Below are 21,090 nucleotides of genomic sequence, written 5' to 3'. Positions count from 1 at the left end.
ATTGTACAACGTACATTTTACAATTAAACACAACCCTTCCCACAAATTTTAACGAAAAATGTACCCTGTTGAAAAGGGTGCGCAATCAATCTATTTACAATGAAATTGATATATTGCCTGCTGCTGATCTTTTGCGGATCAGTATTTACAAGTGCACAAAAAACTTATACTGTAGAGGGAACCGTTCATGATTTCCATGATAAAACATTGCTGGACAATGCAGTAATCAAAATCGGGAACTTTACAGCTAAAACAAACAAGAAAGGTCAATTTTCTTTTGACAAAATTCCTGCAGGGAAGTATACACTCATTGCACAACATCCTGATTGCAATGATTATACTGAAAATATAGGAGTTGATCAGGATGTTCATCTGGTGATTACGCTGGAACATCACGTGAAAGACATCGAAACAGTGACGGTTCACGGAAGCCACAAGAATAACGGAAGCATGGTGGTGAAAACCCTTGATAAATCAATGATTTCAAGAAATGTTACCGAAAACTTAGGAAATTTACTAACCAATATTTCGGGTGTTAACGTTCTTAAAACAGGAAATAATATTGCAAAACCTATTATCCATGGACTTTATGGAAGCCGGGTTTCTATTATGAATGATGGGGTAAAACTTGCTGAGCAGGAATGGGGTGTAGAACATGCACCTAACGTAGATGTCAATAATTTTGAACATATTGACGTGATTAAAGGAGCATCAGCTTTGAAATATGGAGCCGGAGCGGTAGGTGGAGTTGTTGTTTTACAGCCTCAGGTTTTACCTAAAAAAGATACGATCATGGGAAATGTTTCTCTTTCCGGAATTTCTAACGGAAGAGGAGCTGATCTTAATGTAAAACTGGCCAAAACCTGGGAAAACGGCTGGGCCATAAAAACGAATGGAAGCTATAAAAAACTGGGTGATCTTGAAGCTCCGGATTATGGCTTGATGAATACAGGGCTTGAAAGCTCCGGATTTAATTTTGGTGTTCAGAAGATGACATTTGAAAAAGGTTTTTCATTTGATTATTATCTGACGAAAAGTACAGTCGGGATTCTTAGAAGTTCTCACGTAGGGAACTCTGAAGATCTGCGTAATGCTCTTACTTCACCAGAACCAATCTACCAAAGAGATTTTAGTTATGATATTGATAATCCTAAACAGGAAATTGAGCATCATATTGCTAAAGTTTCTGCCTATAAAAGGTTTGAAAATTTTGGAAAAATCACGGCTACCTATAGCTTCCAGTACAATCATAGAAAAGAATATGATATAAGACGTACAGAAACACTGAGCAAAAAACCTGCACTGGATCTTGAGCTGATCACCAATGATCTGAATGTGAACCACCTGATCGAAAGAGGGAAATGGGATCTTGAAACAGGGATTAATGCAGGATATCAGAATAACTATTCCAACACTCAGACCGAGGCAAGGCGTCTTGTCCCGAACTATGACAGATATTATGCAGGAATTTATTCCGTACTAAAATATAAAATTGCACCTGAGCTGGATCTTGAACTGGGAGGCCGATACGATTATGATCATTATGATGTAACAAAATGGTATGATCTAAGCGACTGGAATAAGCAATATGCCGCGGATTATTCAGACTTTGTCGTGAGAATCAACCAAAACAGAATTCTTACCAACCCATCTTTAAGTTATAATAACATTTCAGTAAACGGAGGGATTGTCTATCATCCATCTGAATATTTTGACCTGAAATTTAACTATGCAAGAGTTTCAAGATCTCCGAATATTGCCGAACTCTTTGCAGACGGGCTTCACCATTCCGCAGCCATTATTGAAAGAGGAGATATGAGAATGAAAAGCGAGACAGGAAATCAGTTTAATTTGGTGGCAGACGTTAAAGCACATGTCTTAAAAGGGTTAAGTATTTCGGTAAATCCGTATTTCTTTTATACTCAGAATTTCATCAACCAGATTCCTACAGGATATCAGAATACGCAATGGGGTGGGGCTTTTGTAGTTTACAACTATCAGCAGATCAATGCAAAAATGTATGGAATTGATATTGATGCTCAGCTGAAAATTACAGATAATCTGACCTATAAGGGAAGCGGTTCCTATGTGTATGGACAGGATACAACCCATAATGTACCCCTTATCCTCATGATGCCTCCGAACTTTAACAATTCATTGGAATTCAATAAAAAAGAATGGAAAAACTTCTATGTCTCAGTAAGTAACAATACCTATCTGAAGCAGACAAGATTTCCGGTTTATAATGTTCCAATCAGACTATTCGATTCAGATGGAAATGCTTACAATGAAGAAGTAGATATCTCTACGCCTCCCAACGGATATTCGCTTTGGAACCTTCAGACAGGGGTGAATCTGTCTAAAAATTTCGGAATTGATTTTTCAGTCCGAAATGTATTCAACACGTCTTACAGAGATTATCTGAACAGACTTCGTTTCTTTTCCAACGAAATGGGAAGAAACTTTATTTTAACTCTTAAATATCAATTTTAATTATTTAAAATCAAAAACATGAAAAATATTTTTAAAAATACGACTCTTATCTTAGGACTTTTATTCTTCGCAGTTTCATTAAGCTTAACCTCATGTAACAGAAGTGATGACGAAGCAGATGACCTTCCTCAGGAAGAGCTTTCAGATGTTCTCTTAAGAGTTACCGATGTAGCTACAGGAACGCCGGTGGTGTACGATTATCAGGTGAACAGTACCACCAACCCAAATGTTAAATTAATCAACGGGCATACCTATAATGTAGAAGTAATTTTCAAGAATGGTGATGAAGACGCCACTCAGGAAATCAAAGATGCAAAAGATGAACATTTCTTAGTGTATAACTTTCCAAACTCTGATATTACCTTAACCCGTACAGATGATGCGAGCTCCACAAGAGGAGACGGAAATCGCGTAGGGTTGAAAACAAAATGGGTGGTAAATACGGCTGTAAAAAATGCTTCTGCACCTAGTCAGTTGGTTCTTACCCTGTTCCATGAGCCGATAACGGTTTCTGAAACTTCTGCAGTGAGCGGAAATGGAGTGATTTACGGAACTCATACAGGAGGTGAAACAGATGCACAGGCTAACTATAATATTACGAATTAATATATCCTTTAATCTTGTTTGGGCCACCGGAATGTTCCGGTGGCTTTTTATTTAACAATATTTGGCTTTATAAGTTGATTTTAAATGGGTTTTTTTCATAAAAAATTCATATTTTTGCAACCTAAAATTTTAATCAATAATGAAGGTTACCGCACAAAACCATGATGACGTAAGTGCATTGCTTACAGTAACATTGGAAAAATCTGACTACAAAGAAAAAGTAGAGAAGCAGTTGATTAATTATGCTAAAAATGCGCAAGTTCCTGGATTCAGAAAAGGGAAAGTGCCTTTAAGTATGGTTAAAAAACAATATGAAGCAGGTATTGCATTTGAAGAAATCAACAGACAGGTTTCTGATGCATTGAACAACTATGTTAATGAAAACAAATTAAGATTAGTTGGTCAGCCTATTCCTCAGCCAGTAAACGAACTAGATTACAACGCTGATCAATTAGAAGTTGCTTTCGAAGTAGGATTTGAGCCTGAATTCACTATAGATTTAGCTAAATATGAAGCTCCTCACTACAAAGTAGAAGCTTCTGATAAAGAAATCGGTAAGAGCATTGAAAACATGCAGAAGCGTTTCGCTGAGCAGGTTCCTCAAGATAAAATCACTAAAGATTCTTACATTGCTTTAGAAGTTTCTCAGGTTGTGGAAGAAGATGCTGAAGGAGAGCACCACCACCACCCAAAAAACCTTACCATTACTGCTGAAAACAAAGAAGCTTTCAAATTGGTAAAAGGGTTGAAAATGGACGGATCTGTAAAAGTTACAAAAGAAACTCTTGCAGGTGATGAAGAATTAGCTAAAGAATTAGGATTCAGCAAAGAAGAAGTTGAGCACCTACACCACAATGAACTAGAAGTAAAAGTAAAAGATTTCTATTCATTAGATTTAGCTGAGCTTAACCAGGATCTATTCGACAAAGTATACGGAGAAGGAAACATCAAGTCTGAAGATGAGCTTAAAGATAAAGTGAAAACTGAATTAGACGAGTACTTCCAACAGAATGCTGATGTTCACTTCGTGAATAAAGTATTAGAACAAGTAACGGAGAAAGAAGAAGTAAAACTTCCTGAATCTTTCCTTGTGAAGTGGTTGTTATTCTCTAACCAGAACATCCAGTCTGAAGATCAGGCTAAAGAAATTCTTGAAGCTGAGAAAAACCAATTGAGATACCAGATCATTGAAGGTAAATTGATGACTGAGAACGAAATCAACCTTGACTATGCTGATGTATTAGGCCAGGCTGAGCAGTTGGTGAAAAACCAATTAGCAATCTACGGAATCCACCACTTAGGGGATGAAGAAATTCAAAAATATGCTGTTGAAATGTTGAAAGACCAGGAGCAGGTAAGACAAATTTCTTCTGAAGTTGCTATGGCTAAACTGAAAGATGTAATTCTTGAAAAAGCAAGCAAAAAAGAAACTAAAATTTCTCACGACGAATTTTTAGAAGAACTTAAGAAATAATTATACTCAGATATAAATATTTGAAAACCGTCAATTTTTTGACGGTTTTTTTTATTATCCATCCACACCTAAAAATTCATTATTTATCACTCATCATCACTCAATTATCATTCATTGCTAATTGCTCATTACTTATTATTTATTTGTATGTCCGCCAATATTCCTATATTTACCCTTTAAACTTTATATAAATATGAAAAAGATCATCATTCCGTTTTTCTGCGCTGTACTTTTCTCAGTGCCTGCAGCAGCTCAGAAAAAAGGGGCTGCATCTGCCAAAACAGAAGCTGTAAAATCAAAACAGACACCTAAAGAAATTGTTGATAATTATTTCAAAGCATTAGGTGGAAAAGATAAATTAGACGCTGTGAAATCTACTATTACGGATAACACAGTTGCGGTACAGGGAATGGAAATTCAAATGACGACTAAGAAATTAGGAAATAAATTCAAGTCTGTACAATCTTTCATGGGGAAAGAAATGGTTCAGTTGTTTGACGGTGAGAAAGGTTACTTTGATCAGATGGGAACTAAATCAGATATTCCTGCTGATAAAATTGCCGAGCTGAAGAAAGGAAAACCTATTGATGCCCTGGCTTTTGATGCTTCTAATTTCCAAACTGCAAGTATAGAGAAGTTAGACGGAAAAGACTATAATGTTTTGTCTTCAGACAAAGGAAAGTTTTATTTCGATGCAGCAACCGGACTTTTGTACAAAACGGATGCTGGAGAAGGTAAAGCAACCATTAAAAGCTATATGGCGGTAGATGGAATACAATTCCCTGCTGAAGTAGATGCTGAAGGCGGAGGTCAGAAAATGACAATTAAAACGACCAAAGTGGTAATCAATTCAGGAGTTACAGATGCTGATTTTAAATAAACAATCCCTTTTTTAATCAGCTTTTTATCCAATATAAAAAAACCGCAGATCTCTCTGCGGTTTTTGTTTTTGTATTCAAATACATATCGGTTAAGAACCGTATTCTTTTTTCCATTCGCCAGCAGCTTCGCTCAGAACCGTGTAGAATTCTTCGCCATATTTTCTGATCAATGGAGTTTTTAAAAACTTATAAACAGGAACCTGAAGTTCTTTTCCGAGTGTACATGCATCGCTGCATACATTCCATTCGTGATAATTCAATGCGGTAAACGCTGAATATTCTGTAACACGGATTGGGTAAAGGTGGCAGGAGATAGGTTTTTGCCAGTCCACGGCACCATCTTCGTACGCTTTTTCAATACCACATTTGGTAATCCCTTTTTCATCGAAAGTTACATAGGCACATTCGCGGTTCTCCACCATTGGAGTAACATACATTCCGTCGTGTGGATCAGTAGTCCATGTTCCCTGCTCTTCAAGGGCTTTAATTCCCTCTTGGGTAAGGTAAGGTTTTATCTGATCAAAAATACGGTCCAATATCTCAAGCTCGTTTTTGTCTAACGGAGCTCCCACATCTCCTTCCACACAACATGCACCTTTACATTTCGTAAGGTTGCAAACAAATTCTTCGGAAAAAATTTCCTCTGAAATCAATTTATCGTCTATCTGAATCATAATTTTCTAAAATAAATCAAAAACTGTACCTGCTTTAAAGGTCAGTAAACTAATAATAATAAGCCATACACTGGCTTCCCGCATCCAGTATTTGGGTAAAAATCTCATCATCCTGCTCAGAATAATACTTGAAGGAAATGCCAGAAGCAGCAGATATTCATAGCTTTTATTCATATATAAAATGATGGAAATAAGCTGCGCTACAGAAAATACCAGCAGAAAAGTATATTTATATCTGCTTATCGGACTTTTCTTGTTATAGTTTTTAAAATGGTCATATACCGCATAGATAAGCATCAGAACCACAGGAATCAATGGTAAAAGCTCTGTGTAATCCGTAACCGGCTTCATTTTTCCAAATGGGAAATAATCGATATTCCATGAAGTGAACTGAACGAAATACATGACAGAAAAATAACTGAACGTAATCAGAACAATTCCTAAAAGAAATCTGAAAAGATTCAACCCGATTTTGGCGGAGGTAGCAATAACGTGGATAATCACAAAAACAGCCATCGGCCATGTCGTAGGAAGAAAAATAAAATTCAGTGCTACAATAGCTCCTACCAATACGTAGGATTTTTTTCTGATATCTTCATCTGCACTGGTCAGAAGCAGGATAAGAAACGAGTTCGTAAGCAGCGAGACAGCAATTCCTATATCCAGGTTTCCGGGGTACAACCCAAAAATGAAAAATGTATACAGGAATAAGGGCAGATGGGTCTGATAATTAAGGGCAATACTGTGAAAACAAAAATATCCCAAAGCAATTCCCAGAAAAGTTATTCCGGCAATTATAGCTTCGTAAGTGTTGAAATTCAGTATGTTAAATATTACGACTACTAAAAGAAGAAAACCAATATAAACAGGAATTGAAAAAATATTGCTTTCTTTTGAAAGTAATTTAAACATTTTTTATAAATTTGTACAAAGTTAATTTAAAAAAGGAAAATAATGACGTCTTTCTTTCTATTCTTAAGTAAAGTTTTCAAATGGACTTTCGGTTTCTTTGATACTTTCGGTAATGTTTTAAACTGGATTTTATTTGCAGTTTGCTGTGTATTATTTACTTACTGGTGCTATGTACTTGTAGTAACATTAGGTGGAGACAAAGATAAAGACTATTATTCTCCAACGGAAGGTAAGAACCCTTACTACGATCCGAATATCTACAAAAAAGAAGGTTAATTAATTGGTTATATAGTAAAAAACCGATCAAACAATATGCTTTGATCGGTTTTTTTATTACTAACGATTAAAATTTCTTTTTCTTAGTCGTGAATTGGAAGTACCAGCACAGGAATGTTTGAACTTTTCGTAATCCCTTTTGTTAAGCTTCCCACGAATACATCATAAATTCCGCTTCTGCCATGTGATCCCATCACAATATAATCTGCATTTTTTGCCTTTGCATGTTCCAGAATAATATCTTTTGCAAGTCCCTGTTTTAACAGGTGCTCACAGTCGATATCATGGCCGATGATTCTTTGCTCAATTTTATTAAGCTGCACCAGCTCTTCTCTGATTTCATTGGCTTCCACTTCAGGGAAATATTGAAATCCCATATCACCAATGGCAAAGCCGATATCTGATGGTGCTACGTGGATCAGGTAAATTCTGCCGTTAAGCTGTTTTGCAAATTTTATGGCACCGTCTACCAATTGGTCTGTCTTGTCCCCAAAATCTACGGGTAATACAATGTTTATCATAACCTCTAATTTTGTTACCTAAAGATAGGAAAAATTTGCCAGACTCTGATGTTAAATACTTATAATATTCGGATATCAAGGATTTTTTCATCCTGTAGATAAGCTTCCAGAATATCATTTTCCTCTACTTTTCCAACGCCTTTTGGAGTTCCGGTAAATATCAGGTCACCTACTCGTAACGTAAAATACTGGGAAGCGAAAGCAATAATATCATCAAAGTTGAACATCATATCTTTCGTATTGCCATCCTGAACCTTGTCTTTATTTTTTAATAATGAAAACTGAAGATTCTCAAGACTGAAATTTTCTTTTTTGAAGAAACTGCTTACCACAGCAGAACCATCAAAACCTTTGGCAAGTTCCCAGGGAAGCCCTTTTGATTTCAGTTCGCTCTGAAGATCTCTTGCAGTAAAATCGATTCCAAGACCTATTTCTTCATAATGTTTATTCGCGGATTCTTTCTGAATGTATTTTCCTCCCTTTGAAATTTTTATTACCACTTCAAGCTCGTAGTGAATATCATTCGAAAATTCAGGAATGTAAAAATCGTTTCCTTTTAAAACGGCTGTATCCGGCTTCATAAAGATAACAGGATTCTCAGGAATTTCGTTTCCTAATTCTTTCGCATGCTCGCTGTAGTTTCTTCCTATGCAGATTATTTTCATAACTTAATTAATTTACTTTACCTTTAAAATATCCTTTTCCTTCTACTATGTATTTTTCAGGGCCGTACCCTTCTTGAATTTTAAGTTCGGTATATCCGAAGATACTGTCTCCTTTTTGATAAGATTCCTTATTCAGAATAAGTTTGGTGTCCAAAACTTTATAATATTCTTCCGTATTCAAAAAATCAAAAGGCTTGATAGTGTCTGTATATGAATACGGTGAAATTTTATATCTGTTCTGTAAAATAGTAATTTCATAACCACCGCCGCTAAAACCATCTCCGGCATAAAGTCTTACGGTCAATATGGGGTCTTTATGGATAGAACACCAGTAATATTCCGGGCTTAGGTCATCGGTTTTCGTTTTTACTTTGAAATCATTGGATTTAATATCTCCAGTGTCCCAAAGCGTTTGCTGTTTTTGTGTGTCAAATGCTTTGAAAAGAGCTTTTTGATCCAGATTGTTGTCTACTTCTACACTGTTCCATACTAAAAAGAACTTTCCTATAATGAAAACGGAAAAGCCAAGAACAATGATGAGTAAAATTTTTCCAATCCTTTTGATCATATCAAGCTTTAATGAGTGAATTCATTCCCGCAATAATAACATTTGAATTTATGACTCGTCAGGAATGAAATCCCAAAGAAGCTGGTAGCACTGTCATCCCTGTAAATATGATTGGAACCACATTTCGGGCAGACAAAATCAAACTCAGGATCCTCAATGGTGTGTTCCACTTCCAATGAATATTGCTCATTCTCTTTATAATCCTGCAGGATTTGCTGAGCCTTTTCCTGATCATCTTCAAATACCTGAAGCTGTATGCCTCCTACAGCTTGCGACAAAAGCCAATCGGACTGGATCAGTTGCTCATTTGCAATGAAACTGTTAATGCCATTTTCGGCCAGTATCTGCTTGTCCCTGTTGGCTTCCAGGGCAGTCTCATAAAATTTAAAACGAACCAGTTCAGACATAGTTAAAATCTACTTGATAATTGAATCTTTGTAAAAACCTTCTTAGTATATAATGGAAAATCAGCATTCTGAAGCCATCCGAAATATCCTAAATCTTTTTGGAATACGGCTTTCACTCCTTGGCCTTTGTATTTTCCAAAGTTGAAAACTTCTTCCATTTTTTCGTTATATCCGATGAATCCGGCAAGATCTGCATTCTTGTTATGGAATGTGAATTCACTTAGCGGGGCTATTTCATTCGGAATATCATCGTATTTTCCCACCTGAGCATCCAGAACTTCAAATGTTGCCATAACATCAGCTTCTGCAGAATGGGCATTTTCCAATGTTTTTCCACAGTAAAACTGATAAGCAGCTCCTAAGTTTCTGGGTTCTTTCTTGTGAAAAATAGTTTGTGCATCTACCAATCTGAACTTACTCAGATCAAAATCCATTCCTACTCGTAAAAGTTCTTCTGCCAAAAGAGGAACATCAAATCTGTTGGAATTAAATCCTCCCAAATCCGTTCCGGTAATCATTTCCATAATTTTAGAAGCAATATCTCTGAAGGTAGGAGCATCTTTTACATCTTCATCATAAATTCCGTGGATTTCACTGCTTTCTTTGGGAATAGACATTTCCGGATTTACACGCCATGTTTTGCTTTCTCTGGAGGCATCCGGATTTACTTTTAAAATACAGATTTCAACGATTCTGTCTTTTCCGATGTTTGTTCCTGTGGTTTCCAGGTCAAAAATACAAAGTGGTTTATGGAGTTTTAAATTCATGTTGATCATTAATAATTTGAAATGTGTTTTATTTAAATAAATTATTTTAACTGTCCCTGAAAAATAAGAGACACCAATATATAATAAATAACAAGCATAGGAATTCCTACTACCTGAAATATCGCAAGAATAGCAATTCCTCCTACCAGTAATACTACTTTAGGATAGTTGTCTTTTAATTGTTTGGATTTGAACTTCATGGCCATCATCTTAATCGGGCTGATCAGCAGCCATGAGGTAAGAAGAGTGAGCAGAATCAACAGCAATTCATTATCAAACAAAAAGCTGAAAGCTCCGGTTTCTTTAAAGGCATAATAAAGCCCGAACAATAAAACGGTGTTCGTAGGTGTATTCAATCCTTTGAAATAATAACGCTGCTCTTCATCAAGATTGAAGATCGCAAGTCTCAGGCAGGAAAATACGGTAACGATTAATCCCAGATACTTGATCTCAAACGGAAAATGAATTCCCAACAGCTCTGCCCCAAAAGGTTCAAGAGCTTTATACATCGTAAGTCCTGGAATTACCCCAAAGCTCACCATATCTGCAAGAGAATCCAGCTGAAGCCCCAGATTGGAGTTTGATTTTACAGCTCTGGCTACAAAGCCGTCAAAGAAATCAAAAATTGAAGAGAGCACAAGACAGATTGCCGTAGTCTGATAATCTCCTAAAATTAAATGTATTGCCCCTACACAACCTGCAAATAAGTTAGCCAGGGTTAAGGCATTGGCCAGATTATTCTTTATAAAATCCATAAGCACAAAATTACAGTTTTTAAAAATTCTAACTCAAAATAATCTGAACTAAAAAATGCATTAAAGTGATTTTGATGTAAATTTGCTCCATGAAATTTTTAAAAGGATTTAGAAAACAGGAAGTTCTGGCATTAGTTTACAGGATTTTTTTAGCCTATGTTTTTTATCAGATTGCCAGACTCTTATTCTGGTATTTTAATAAAGATCTGATTAAAGTTGATTCTGTTTCGGAATATATAAAGCTGGCTTTCCATGGTACTGCTTTTGATACCACCGCTATTCTGTATGTCAACGCGTTATTTATACTCCTTAGTTTATTACCCTTAGTAATCAATACGAAGAAAGTTTTTCAGAAAATTCTTTTCTGGCTGTATTTCATTACCAACGGTATTGCTTATGCCATGAATTTCGGAGATTTTATTTACTATAAATTTTCTCAGGCAAGGCTTACTTCGGCAGTATTTCAAGTGGCCGAACATGAATCCAATGTATCTAAAACACTGATGATCTCTGTTGGAGAGCATCCTTTTGTGCTGATCTGGTTTGTTGTTTTGATGATCTTATGGGTTTTCCTTTACAAAAAAGTGAAAGTAGAAGAGGTGAAACCTTTGAAATTGCTTCCTTACTTTATTACTTCCATTCTTACTTTGTGTATTACGGCAGTATTAGTGGTGGGAGGAATAAGAGGAGATTTTAAACACAGTACAAGACCTATTAATATGGTGGATGCTACCCGTTTTGTAACGAATCCTCTGCAGGGAAATATGGTTCTTAACAGTACATTTTCTTTTTTCAGGACCTTAAATACCAATAACTTTAAGGAAGTTCATTTCGTAGATGAAAAATATATTGAAGAAAATGTGCAGCCTTATAAAGTGTATGACAGAAAAGTAGAGAACCGTCCCAATATCGTTATTTTCATTGTAGAATCTTTCGGGAGAGAATATTCGGGAGCTTTTAATAAAGATAAAAATATTAAAGATTATGTTTCTTACACTCCGTTCATGGATAGTTTAGCGACTCAGAGTCTTATTTTTCCGAATACTTTTGCGAACGGAAGACAGTCTATTCATGGAATGAGTAGTGTGTTGGCCGGAATTCCGAGTCTTACCGATGCATTTACGGGATCACCTTATTCCAATCAGAAAATTCAGTCTATTGTTTCTGTTTGTAATGATCTGGGATATGATACTTCTTTTTATCATGGAGCACCCAATGGATCTATGGGATTCCTTGGATTTGGAAATATTCTAGGATTTAAACATTATTTCGGAAAAACAGAATACAACCACGATGAAGATTTTGACGGAATGTGGGCAATATGGGATGAGCCATTCCTTCAGTATTTTGCTAAAAATGTCGGGAAAAAACAACCTTTTATGACCACTGTATTTACGGCATCGTCGCATCACCCTTTTAAGATCCCTGAAAAATATAACGGGAAATTTAAAAAAGGGAAAATTGAAATTCATGAGCCGATGCAATATACAGACTATGCGATCAAAAAATATTTTGAAACGGCCAAAAAACAGCCTTGGTACAATAATACCATCTTTGTTTTCACAGGAGATCATACCAATCAGGTGTACTATCCGGAATACGAAAGAGCAATGAACCGCTATGCCGTTCCGTTGGTTTTTTATTCTCCGAATCCTGAATATCAGTTAAAAGGAGTGAGCCAGGATATAGCACAACAGGCAGATATCTATCCTACATTAGCAGATCTTATTGGGTACAACAAACCCATCCGAAGCTGGGGCAGGAGTTTGGTAAGTGATAAAAAATATCCTTTTATTGTAGTGAATTCAGATGGAAGTACAGACCAGTTCATGATTGGAAACTATATTTATCGTTTTGATGGAAAAGAAATCATCGGAGTGTATAATCAATCTGATTTAAGCCTTGAAAAGAATCTGATCAATGAGGTTAAAAGCCCTGAAGTGGAAGCCGGAAAGAAAACTGCGAAAGCCTGGTATCAGGATTATATGGATAGGGTGATTAACAGGAAGCTGGATTAAGATAGAAAAGATAAGTTGTGAATAAACTGGTTTACTTTTTTAACCTCTTTATGCTTTGTATAATAAAAGTTTTTGTTCGTTGAAAATTAATTTATATTTTTATCAATACGTAGATAAGAATATTGTATAAAAATTAAAACTATAAGAAATATGAAAAAAATATTGTTAACGTTCGCACTTTCTTTTTGTGGAGTGCTTACTTTTGCCCAGATTGAAGGTAAGTGGAAAACAATAGATGATGAAACAAAACAGGCAAAGTCTATTGTTGAAGTGTACAAAAAATCAGATGGTAAATATTATGGGAAGGTTTCCCAGTTGTTGATAAAGCCAGCTGATCCAAACTGTACAGCTTGTAAGGATGACAGAAAAGGAAAACCCATTTTAGGATTAGAAATCATCAGAGGCCTGAAAAAAGACGGCGATGAGTTCACAGGAGGAACAATTACGGATCCTAAAACCGGAAAAACTTATAAATGTACCATTACAAGAAGCGGTGATAAGCTGAATGTAAGAGGTTACTTAGGATTATCTTTATTAGGAAGAACCCAGGTTTGGGAGAAAGCTAATTAATTTAAGTTTAAATAGAATTTAGATGACATTTCAGAAATGAGATGTCATTTTTTGTATCCAAAAGAATTACCTGGAATTTCTTCATAGCTTTAGATAAACGGCAAATAACTGTGTAATCACGAAGAAAAACCGTTTAAAATAAAATTAATATTAAAGCTTTCCATTCAAAATGAGAAGCCTTTTTATGATGTGTATAATAAAAAAACACTATTTTTGTAGTCTAAATTTTTCGAATAAATATGGCAGAATATACTTTTCGTGAGGTAATTGCACAGGCAATGAGCGAGGAAATGCGTAAAGACGAATCCATCTTTTTAATGGGGGAGGAAGTTGCAGAATACAATGGTGCTTATAAGGCTTCAAAAGGAATGCTGGATGAGTTTGGTCCTAAAAGAGTAATCGATACCCCAATTGCAGAACTTGGTTTTACAGGAATTGCTGTGGGTGCTGCGATGAATGGTAACAGACCCATTGTAGAGTATATGACATTCAATTTCTCATTGGTAGGAATTGATCAGATTATCAATAATGCGGCTAAAATCCGTCAGATGAGTGGTGGACAATGGAATTGCCCAATTGTTTTCCGTGGTCCTACAGCTTCTGCAGGTCAATTAGGAGCTACCCACTCTCAGGCTTTTGAAAACTGGTTTGCAAACATTCCCGGCCTTAAAGTAGTAGTACCTTCAAATCCTTACGATGCGAAAGGGTTGTTGAAAACTGCAATTCAGGATAATGATCCGGTTATTTTCATGGAATCTGAGCAGATGTATGGAGATAAAATGGAAATTCCTGAAGAAGAATATTATTTACCATTAGGAAAAGCAGATATCAAGAGAGAAGGTACAGATGTTACTTTGGTTTCTTTTGGTAAGATCATGAAGCTGGCTTTACAGGCTGCTGAAGATATGGCTAAAGAAGGGATCTCTGTAGAAGTTATCGACCTTAGAACTGTTCGTCCTCTTGATTTTGACACTGTTTTAGCATCTGTGAAGAAAACAAACAGACTGGTTATTTTAGAAGAAGCTTGGCCATTTGCTTCTATATCTTCTGAAATTACTTATATGGTACAGCAAAAAGCATTTGATTATTTAGATGCTCCTATCAAGAGAATTACTACTCCTGATGCACCTGCACCTTACTCTGCTGCATTATTTGCAGAATGGTTCCCTAAACTTGAAAAAGTAAAAGAGGAAATCAAAAAAGCGATGTACGTAAAATAGTTATAGAAAAAAACTTCCGAAAGGAAGTTTTTTCATTTATTATATTCATGAAGAAAAATTCTTGACGTCATAAAATTAGTATAAATTTGCGCCTTTAAAATAAATTAAGCTGATATGGCAGAAGTTACAGAAGATGGTTACCACTTCGACATAAAGAAACTTTCCTTTATTGGAGTTTTAGTGTCTCTAGGAATAGTTTTTGGAGATATTGGTACCTCTCCGCTTTACGTAATGAAAGCAATTGTGAATGCAAGATCCCAAGGGAGCAATATGCCTTTCAATGAATACATAGAGGGAGCACTCTCTTGTATTATTTGGACGCTTACCCTTCAGACTACAATCAAATATGTGATCATTGCTTTGAGAGCAGATAACAAAGGCGAAGGAGGAATTCTGGCCTTGTTTTCATTGGTAAGAAACCTTAAGAAAGGATGGTTGTACCTCATTGCAATTGTTGGTGCTGCCGCCCTTATTGCGGACGGAGTAATTACCCCATCACTGACGGTAATGTCAGCTATTGAAGGTCTTGAAATTTATAATCCTCACACTCCCGTTGTGCCTATTACAATCGGAATCCTGATCGCCATTTTTGTGGTACAGCAATTCGGAACCAGCTTTATCGGAAAGTTTTTTGGTCCTGTGATGGTTGTTTGGTTCCTTGTATTAGGAGGATTGGGAGTAATGCATTTGAGTGAGAATTTTGAGATTTTAAGATCATTCAATCCATATTACGCTTATAAACTTATTGTCAACTCACCGAGTGCCATTGTTATTTTAGGAGCTGTTTTCCTTTGTACAACCGGAGCAGAAGCCCTTTATTCTGACTTAGGACACTGTGGGGCTAAAAATATCAGAGTAAGCTGGGCATTCGTTAAGATTATGCTTATTCTTAATTACCTTGGACAGGGTGCATGGCTTTTGACTAATTACAACAAACCAGGATTCTCTGTGGTAAACCCATTCTTTGGAATCATGGAAGAGTGGATGATTATTCCGGGAGTAATTCTGGCAACAGCTGCTGCAATTATTGCCAGCCAGGCGTTAATTACAGGTTCTTTCACCATATTCTCAGAAGCAATGTCTCTAAACCTTTGGCCCAATCAGAAAATTGATTATCCTTCCGGGGTGAAAGGACAAATGTATATCCCAAGAATCAACTGGGGACTTCTTATCCTTTGTATTATTGTTGTGCTGCATTTCAGGGAATCTGGAAAAATGGAAGCCGCTTATGGACTTTCCATTACAGTGACAATGCTGATGACTACCATCCTGTTAGTCTTCTGGCTGTTGAAACAAAGAGTAAGCAAAATATTAATTTTATTTTTTGCCTTTGTTTATATGGCTATTGAATTAGGTTTCTTCAGTGCTAATATTATCAAGTTCATGGAAGGCGGATGGATTACTGTTGTATTGGCAGGTTCTATCGGGGTTTCTATGTATGCATGGTATAACGGAAGACTGATCAAAACAAGATTTATCCAGTTTGTGAAAATAGAAAAGTATGTGTCTATCCTTAAAGACATGAAGCTGGATGAAACCATTCCGAAATACGCTACTAATCTTGCTTACCTGAGCAGAGCAAAAAGAAATGATGAAGTAGAATCAAAAATTATCTATTCCATCATCAAAAAGCAGCCGAAAAGAGCAGATCATTACTTTATCCTGAGCATTGTAAACCAGGAAGATCCATATACTTTCAGATATACCGTAGATGAAATTCTTCCGGGCACAGTGTATAAAATCAATTTCCTTTTAGGATTCAAAGTAGACCGTAGAATCAATGATTATTTCAACATGGTACTTAAAGATTTAATGGCAGACGGAACCATTCCTTCAAGAAGCAGCCATCCTTCTTTAAGAGCTCACGATATACCGCCGGATCTTAAATATGTGATCATAGATAACACCTATATCAACGATATTCTTTTAACTGTTAAACAGAAGATTACCCTTAATATTTACAACTTTGTGAAGTATATCGGAAGTGATGACTTTAAGGCGTGGGGAGTATCTTCTCATAACGTTGAAGTGGAATCTGCACCAATCACAGAACTTACAGTGTATGACAATAAGATTGAGCAATCCGGGAATTTCCGTCACAATTCTTAATCCTCTAGTATTTAACCATAATATCTATTTAAATAAAATTCAATAAATTTGTAGATAATTTTTTTAATGGATACAATACAAAAAGAAAAAAATATAGCTTTGATCAAGGATGTTTTGAGAAACTACTTATTAGAAAAAGGGTTCAGAAACACACCTGAAAGATATACGATATTGGAAGAGATTTATAATATGGATCATCACTTTAATGTTGATGATCTGTATCTTCTGATGATGCAGAAGAAATACCATGTTTCCAAAGCAACCATTTACAACACGATTGAAATTTTCCTTGATGCAGGCTTGATCCGTAAGCATCAGTTCGGAGAAAAAACACTGACCTCTTCATCATATGAAAAGTCTTATTTTGACAAACAGCATGACCACCTGGTGATCTACAAAAAAGACTCTGATAAAGAGATTGAAGAAATTATTGAATTCTGTGACCCAAGAATCCAAGGAATCAAAGAAGCCATTGAAGAAGCATTTGGCGTAAAAATTGATTCTCATTCGCTATATTTCTATGGCACTAAGAATGACTAATTAATGAGAATAGCCCTTTTTCTGTTAATCTTTATTTCTACGCTAAGTTTTGCGCAGGATAAAACTCCTGTGAAGAGAGATCCTTATTTGCAGGCTCCTTCACCGACTCAGCCTAAACAGGTAAGACCTGAAGATAAAGTAAAGATCATCCACGCGGACGAAATTAAGAAAGATCCTGAAAAATACGACGGGAATCAATATTTTACCGGTCATGTTCAGATCGAACACCAAGGCTCTATTCTTACAGCAGATGAAGTCATTCTGTATAATGAGGAAAACTTTGTAAAAGCAATAGGCAATACAAGACTTCAAAACACTGACGGCTCTGTAATCACAGCAGGAGAAATGGAATATGATGCCAATACCCAAAAAGGTGTTGCCAGAAAAAATGTGGTCTTAACTGATCCTAAACAAACCATAAAAACAGATATCCTCTATTATGACAGGCTGGCTAATCAGGCTTATTTTAATACAGGAGGAACAATCTCTGACGGGCAGAATGTAACCTATGCCAAAGTAGGAACTTACTTTCTGAATACGCGCGTGGTGGATCTTACCGGAAATGTGAAAATTGAAACCCCTCAATATACCATAGAAGGTCCCAACATCAAACAGAATCAAAATACAAAAATTGCGGATTTTTTAGGTCCTACAACCATTACCAGCAAAACCAATCCGAGAAACAGAATCTATACCGAAAAAGGAACTTATAAAATGGATTCCAAGGAAGCTTTTCTAACCAAAAACTCCAGGATTTATTATAATGAGAAAATTCTTACCGGTGATGATATGTATTACAATCAGATTTCCGGATTCGGTAAAGCAACAGGAAATGTAACCCTGGATGATCCTAAAGAAAAAAGATATATAAAAGGAGGTTACGGTGAGATTTTTGAGAAAAAAGACTCCGCAATGATGACGAAAAATCCTTACGCAGTAAAAGTAATGGAAAAAGACTCCATTTATTTTGCAGCAGAAAAAATAATCTCTTATCAGAGACCGGACTCATTGGATATCAAAGTTAAGAAAAGTTACCTGAGAGCCTTCAAAAAGGCCCGTATTTATAAATCCAATGCACAGGGAAGAGCAGACTCTATTGCCTTCAATGAAACAGACGGAATTATGCATATGTATACCAATCCGATTCTTTGGAGTGGTGAAAAACAGGTTACCGGAGATAAAGTAGAAGCTTACTTCAATACCCAGACGGAAGATATTGATTCATTAAAAGTCATCGGAAATGCTTTTGCCATCAGTAAAGTAGACTCACTAACGCTGAAAGATGAGTTCAACCAGGTGAAAGGAAAATTCATGACGGTTTACTATGAGAAAAATGCAATTAAAGAAGCTAGAGTAGTGGGGAATGCCCAGGCTATTGTATATGTTGATGATACCGATCAGGAAACAAAAAAACAGGAAAGAATAGGGATAACCCTTTCAACATGTGGAATTATCGGAGCATTGTTTGAAGAAAGAGCTTTACAAATAATTTCATGTAGTATTGGGGCTGTATCAGATACTTATCCTATGAGTATGATAGAACCTTCGAAAAGAAAATTCCCGGATTTTAACTGGAATACCAAAGACCGGATCCGAAAATGGCAGGATATCCTTGTAGACACTCCGAATAACGAAGAAATACAATATACGGCTGATAGTGAGCTATTCGATAAAGCTCAGAAAGCTATAGATGACGAAAAAGCGAAAGAAGAAGCTAAAAAGCCTAAACGAACCAGAAAATAATAGAAAAGACCAATAAGCACTGGTCTTTTTTGTATATTAATTTTAGCATGTAATGAATCTTTTATAGCTTTGCTGAAATTTTTGGAGACAATGGAAATGCATAAAGATTTTTTTCTATATCAGGCACAAACCACAAAGTTTGCAGCAGGTTTTGAAGTTGAAAAAGCTGAAGGAAGCTATATTTATGGAACAGACGGAAAGAAATATCTTGACTTTGTAGCAGGAGTTTCTGCCAATACTTTGGGACATTCGCATCCTAAAATTGTGAATGCCATCAAAGAGCAGACTGATAAATACCTTCACGTAATGGTGTATGGTGAATATGCCCAGGAAAAACCTACAGCATTATGCAGATTGCTGGCAGAAGCTACTCCGGATCCACTGGAAGTTACTTATCTTGTCAATAGTGGTGCTGAAGCCATTGATGGAAGTTTGAAGCTGGCAAAACGATATACAGGGAGAGAAGAAATTGTTTCCTTTAAAGACTCTTATCACGGAAATACCCATGGAGCGTTGAGCGTTTCTGGAAATGAAACCCATAAAAGAGAATTCCGCCCTTTACTGCCGATGGTTTCTTTCATTGAATTTAATAATGAAAATGACTTCGATAAAATTACAGAGAGAACAGCATGTGTTATCCTTGAAACCATTCAGGGAGCAGCAGGGTTTCTGGTGCCCAATAACGACTATCTGATCAAACTGAAGAGAAGATGTGAAGAAGTAGGAGCACTTTTGATTTTAGATGAAATACAGCCAGGATTTGGAAGAACAGGGAAATTATTCTCTTTCGAACACTTTGGAATCGTTCCGGACATTCTGGTAATGGGGAAAGGAATGGGAGGAGGAGTTCCTGTGGGAGCTTTTATGAGTTCCAGAGAAATTATGGAAACCCTTTCACATTCACCAAAACTAGGTCATATTACTACTTTTGGAGGAAACCCATTGATTGCAGCAGCAAGTTATGCTACTTTAAAAGAAGTGCTTGAAAGCGGTTTAATGAATGAAGTAGAAGAAAAAGAGAAGTTGTTCAGAGAACTTTTAGTTCATCCTAAAATTAAAAATATCAACGGTAAAGGTCTGATGCTTGCCGTGAACTTAGGAACTCCTGAATATACACTGGAAGTGGCAAAAAAATGCATGGAAAGAGGACTTATTGTTTTCTGGCAGCTGTACAGAAATGAATATCTGAGAATCTCTCCACCTCTTACATTATCTGTGGACGAAATCAGAGAAGGATGTCAGATTATTCTAGATATACTGAATGAAAATTAAAGATAAAGTCTCTCCGGAAAGGAGAGATTTTTTTATGTTTTGCATGGCAGTTTTAAGCCCTAATATTTAACATAATAAGGATTTGAATCCCGTGATAAATATCATACTGATTCTATAAAAAAGTAATTGTTTTTTTGCGTAATAAAAAAATTAATTTATATATTGCGGGACGATAAAACAAAGATTATATGGCGAAACATAAAGTCCATTACGAATTTCCAATGCACTGTTTATCAGAGATTTTATATGAATATCTGGCGACTGCAGAAGGATTGTCTGAATGGTTTGCGGATGAGGTAACAGAGAAAGGCGATGATTTCTTTTTTAGCTGGGGCGGAGGACCTGCTGAGAAGGCCACTTTGATCAGATATAAGCCTGAAGGTTTCGTGCGTTTCAGATGGGAAGAAGATGAAGGAACGAAAAATTTCTTTGAAATGACTATCACAATTGATGATATTACAGAAGATCTTGCTTTAAATATTACAGATTTCTGTGAAGAAGGTGATGAAGAGGAAAATGCAATGTATTGGGAAAATCTTATTGAGAACCTAAGAATAAAACTAGGTGCGGCATAATACCGGGCAATATTAAATGATAAAACTGATGAACGATTTATCGT

21 protein-coding genes are annotated in these 21,090 nt (G+C 36.1%); 13 read left to right on the top strand and 8 right to left on the bottom strand.

Translation table 11 applies throughout. The features are described 5' to 3' along the window. Positions 1 to 99: 99 nt before the first annotated feature. The 4 genes from ACWPWS_RS16720 to ACWPWS_RS16705 all read left to right on the top strand — a co-directional run bounded on the left by ACWPWS_RS16720 (position 100) and on the right by ACWPWS_RS16705 (position 5,453). Complete coding sequence (locus ACWPWS_RS16720; RefSeq protein ID WP_454047276.1) at positions 100 to 2,493, top strand: TonB-dependent receptor; 2,394 nt, start codon at positions 100 to 102, stop codon at positions 2,491 to 2,493. 18 nt (positions 2,494 to 2,511) lie between these two features. Next, on the top strand, positions 2,512 to 3,099 hold the full coding sequence (locus ACWPWS_RS16715; protein ID WP_454047275.1) for a hypothetical protein: 588 nt from the start codon (positions 2,512 to 2,514) through the stop codon (positions 3,097 to 3,099). 139 nt (positions 3,100 to 3,238) lie between these two features. After that, complete coding sequence (locus ACWPWS_RS16710) at positions 3,239 to 4,573, top strand: trigger factor (RefSeq protein WP_209787495.1); 1,335 nt, start codon at positions 3,239 to 3,241, stop codon at positions 4,571 to 4,573. 193 nt (positions 4,574 to 4,766) lie between these two features. Further along, positions 4,767 to 5,453, top strand: coding sequence for a hypothetical protein (locus ACWPWS_RS16705; RefSeq protein ID WP_454047274.1), 687 nt, complete (start codon positions 4,767 to 4,769; stop codon positions 5,451 to 5,453). A 90-nt stretch (positions 5,454 to 5,543) separates the two neighbouring features. Here the strand turns inward: ACWPWS_RS16705 and ACWPWS_RS16700 are convergent, their stop codons facing one another. Beyond that, the gene (locus ACWPWS_RS16700) at positions 5,544 to 6,128 is read right to left on the bottom strand and encodes a DUF3109 family protein (RefSeq protein ID WP_105681338.1); all 585 of its coding nucleotides are present in this window, start codon (positions 6,126 to 6,128) and stop codon (positions 5,544 to 5,546) included. Between the two features lie 6 nt (positions 6,129 to 6,134). Next, a complete protein-coding gene (locus ACWPWS_RS16695; RefSeq protein ID WP_209787498.1) occupies positions 6,135 to 7,040 on the bottom strand; it encodes a DUF6427 family protein in 906 nt (301 codons plus the stop codon). Positions 7,041 to 7,082: 42 nt separating this feature from the next. Here ACWPWS_RS16695 and ACWPWS_RS16690 point away from each other — a divergent pair, with 42 nt between their 5' ends. Then, positions 7,083 to 7,316: a DUF6341 family protein gene (locus ACWPWS_RS16690; protein ID WP_047386641.1), complete on the top strand. Its 234-nt coding sequence runs from the start codon at positions 7,083 to 7,085 to the stop codon at positions 7,314 to 7,316. An 83-nt stretch (positions 7,317 to 7,399) separates the two neighbouring features. Here the strand turns inward: ACWPWS_RS16690 and ACWPWS_RS16685 are convergent, their stop codons facing one another. Genes ACWPWS_RS16685 through ACWPWS_RS16660 form a run of 6 tightly spaced genes read right to left on the bottom strand, consistent with a single transcriptional unit; the run spans position 7,400 to position 10,999 of the window. Continuing rightward, positions 7,400 to 7,837 (bottom strand): universal stress protein, encoded by a 438-nt coding sequence (locus ACWPWS_RS16685; protein ID WP_209787500.1) that lies wholly within the window; start codon positions 7,835 to 7,837, stop codon positions 7,400 to 7,402. 59 nt (positions 7,838 to 7,896) lie between these two features. Continuing rightward, positions 7,897 to 8,502 carry a fumarylacetoacetate hydrolase family protein gene (locus ACWPWS_RS16680; RefSeq protein ID WP_454047273.1) on the bottom strand — a complete coding sequence of 202 codons (606 nt, stop codon included), beginning with the start codon at positions 8,500 to 8,502 and terminating at the stop codon, positions 7,897 to 7,899. A gap of 7 nt (positions 8,503 to 8,509) precedes the next feature. Further along, the gene (locus tag ACWPWS_RS16675) at positions 8,510 to 9,070 is read right to left on the bottom strand and encodes a hypothetical protein (RefSeq protein WP_454047272.1); all 561 of its coding nucleotides are present in this window, start codon (positions 9,068 to 9,070) and stop codon (positions 8,510 to 8,512) included. 8 nt (positions 9,071 to 9,078) lie between these two features. After that, entirely contained in the window at positions 9,079 to 9,477 is a 399-nt protein-coding gene (locus ACWPWS_RS16670) for a putative signal transducing protein (protein WP_105681332.1), read from the bottom strand. A 2-nt stretch (positions 9,478 to 9,479) separates the two neighbouring features. Then, on the bottom strand, positions 9,480 to 10,244 hold the full coding sequence (locus ACWPWS_RS16665; RefSeq protein ID WP_105681331.1) for a 3'-5' exonuclease: 765 nt from the start codon (positions 10,242 to 10,244) through the stop codon (positions 9,480 to 9,482). Between the two features lie 41 nt (positions 10,245 to 10,285). Next, the gene (locus tag ACWPWS_RS16660) at positions 10,286 to 10,999 is read right to left on the bottom strand and encodes a CDP-alcohol phosphatidyltransferase family protein (protein ID WP_454047271.1); all 714 of its coding nucleotides are present in this window, start codon (positions 10,997 to 10,999) and stop codon (positions 10,286 to 10,288) included. 89 nt (positions 11,000 to 11,088) lie between these two features. Here ACWPWS_RS16660 and ACWPWS_RS16655 point away from each other — a divergent pair, with 89 nt between their 5' ends. The 8 genes from ACWPWS_RS16655 (at position 11,089) to ACWPWS_RS16620 (ending at position 21,046) form a co-directional block, all read left to right on the top strand. Beyond that, positions 11,089 to 13,017, top strand: coding sequence for an LTA synthase family protein (locus ACWPWS_RS16655; RefSeq protein ID WP_454047270.1), 1,929 nt, complete (start codon positions 11,089 to 11,091; stop codon positions 13,015 to 13,017). 150 nt (positions 13,018 to 13,167) lie between these two features. After that, the gene (locus ACWPWS_RS16650) at positions 13,168 to 13,587 is read left to right on the top strand and encodes a DUF2147 domain-containing protein (protein WP_149386930.1); all 420 of its coding nucleotides are present in this window, start codon (positions 13,168 to 13,170) and stop codon (positions 13,585 to 13,587) included. Positions 13,588 to 13,826: 239 nt separating this feature from the next. Continuing rightward, positions 13,827 to 14,807 (top strand): pyruvate dehydrogenase complex E1 component subunit beta, encoded by a 981-nt coding sequence (locus ACWPWS_RS16645; RefSeq protein WP_034696867.1) that lies wholly within the window; start codon positions 13,827 to 13,829, stop codon positions 14,805 to 14,807. A gap of 114 nt (positions 14,808 to 14,921) precedes the next feature. Continuing rightward, entirely contained in the window at positions 14,922 to 16,916 is a 1,995-nt protein-coding gene (locus ACWPWS_RS16640) for a KUP/HAK/KT family potassium transporter (protein ID WP_454047269.1), read from the top strand. A 66-nt stretch (positions 16,917 to 16,982) separates the two neighbouring features. Next, on the top strand, positions 16,983 to 17,456 hold the full coding sequence (locus tag ACWPWS_RS16635) for a Fur family transcriptional regulator (protein ID WP_002976876.1): 474 nt from the start codon (positions 16,983 to 16,985) through the stop codon (positions 17,454 to 17,456). Between the two features lie 3 nt (positions 17,457 to 17,459). Next, complete coding sequence (locus ACWPWS_RS16630) at positions 17,460 to 19,199, top strand: OstA-like protein (RefSeq protein ID WP_105681325.1); 1,740 nt, start codon at positions 17,460 to 17,462, stop codon at positions 19,197 to 19,199. A gap of 96 nt (positions 19,200 to 19,295) precedes the next feature. Beyond that, positions 19,296 to 20,471, top strand: a complete 1,176-nt coding sequence (locus ACWPWS_RS16625; RefSeq protein ID WP_454048199.1) for an aspartate aminotransferase family protein — start codon at positions 19,296 to 19,298, stop codon at positions 20,469 to 20,471. Between the two features lie 188 nt (positions 20,472 to 20,659). Beyond that, on the top strand, positions 20,660 to 21,046 hold the full coding sequence (locus tag ACWPWS_RS16620) for an START-like domain-containing protein (protein WP_034696870.1): 387 nt from the start codon (positions 20,660 to 20,662) through the stop codon (positions 21,044 to 21,046). The last annotated feature ends 44 nt before the right edge of the window (positions 21,047 to 21,090 follow it).

Source organism: Chryseobacterium sp. Marseille-Q8038 (assembly GCF_965111995.1).
This window is presented reverse-complemented; position numbering and strand designations above follow the sequence as displayed.

Bases quoted from the DNA above. Each gene is read 5' to 3' on its own strand.
- ACWPWS_RS16670 (WP_105681332.1), bottom strand. From the start codon at position 9,477: ATGTCTGAACTGGTTCGTTTTAAATTTTATGAGACTGCCCTGGAAGCC.
- ACWPWS_RS16685 (WP_209787500.1), bottom strand. From the start codon at position 7,837: ATGATAAACATTGTATTACCCGTAGATTTTGGGGACAAGACAGACCAA.
- ACWPWS_RS16635 (WP_002976876.1), top strand. From the start codon at position 16,983: ATGGATACAATACAAAAAGAAAAAAATATAGCTTTGATCAAGGATGTT.
- ACWPWS_RS16705 (WP_454047274.1), top strand. From the start codon at position 4,767: ATGAAAAAGATCATCATTCCGTTTTTCTGCGCTGTACTTTTCTCAGTG.
- ACWPWS_RS16650 (WP_149386930.1), top strand. From the start codon at position 13,168: ATGAAAAAAATATTGTTAACGTTCGCACTTTCTTTTTGTGGAGTGCTT.
- ACWPWS_RS16675 (WP_454047272.1), bottom strand. From the start codon at position 9,070: ATGATCAAAAGGATTGGAAAAATTTTACTCATCATTGTTCTTGGCTTT.
- ACWPWS_RS16645 (WP_034696867.1), top strand. From the start codon at position 13,827: ATGGCAGAATATACTTTTCGTGAGGTAATTGCACAGGCAATGAGCGAG.
- ACWPWS_RS16620 (WP_034696870.1), top strand. From the start codon at position 20,660: ATGGCGAAACATAAAGTCCATTACGAATTTCCAATGCACTGTTTATCA.
- ACWPWS_RS16660 (WP_454047271.1), bottom strand. From the start codon at position 10,999: ATGGATTTTATAAAGAATAATCTGGCCAATGCCTTAACCCTGGCTAAC.
- ACWPWS_RS16715 (WP_454047275.1), top strand. From the start codon at position 2,512: ATGAAAAATATTTTTAAAAATACGACTCTTATCTTAGGACTTTTATTC.
- ACWPWS_RS16700 (WP_105681338.1), bottom strand. From the start codon at position 6,128: ATGATTCAGATAGACGATAAATTGATTTCAGAGGAAATTTTTTCCGAA.
- ACWPWS_RS16655 (WP_454047270.1), top strand. From the start codon at position 11,089: ATGAAATTTTTAAAAGGATTTAGAAAACAGGAAGTTCTGGCATTAGTT.
- ACWPWS_RS16710 (WP_209787495.1), top strand. From the start codon at position 3,239: ATGAAGGTTACCGCACAAAACCATGATGACGTAAGTGCATTGCTTACA.
- ACWPWS_RS16680 (WP_454047273.1), bottom strand. From the start codon at position 8,502: ATGAAAATAATCTGCATAGGAAGAAACTACAGCGAGCATGCGAAAGAA.
- ACWPWS_RS16665 (WP_105681331.1), bottom strand. From the start codon at position 10,244: ATGAATTTAAAACTCCATAAACCACTTTGTATTTTTGACCTGGAAACC.
- ACWPWS_RS16695 (WP_209787498.1), bottom strand. From the start codon at position 7,040: ATGTTTAAATTACTTTCAAAAGAAAGCAATATTTTTTCAATTCCTGTT.
- ACWPWS_RS16640 (WP_454047269.1), top strand. From the start codon at position 14,922: ATGGCAGAAGTTACAGAAGATGGTTACCACTTCGACATAAAGAAACTT.
- ACWPWS_RS16630 (WP_105681325.1), top strand. From the start codon at position 17,460: ATGAGAATAGCCCTTTTTCTGTTAATCTTTATTTCTACGCTAAGTTTT.
- ACWPWS_RS16690 (WP_047386641.1), top strand. From the start codon at position 7,083: ATGACGTCTTTCTTTCTATTCTTAAGTAAAGTTTTCAAATGGACTTTC.
- ACWPWS_RS16720 (WP_454047276.1), top strand. From the start codon at position 100: ATGAAATTGATATATTGCCTGCTGCTGATCTTTTGCGGATCAGTATTT.
- ACWPWS_RS16625 (WP_454048199.1), top strand. From the start codon at position 19,296: ATGCATAAAGATTTTTTTCTATATCAGGCACAAACCACAAAGTTTGCA.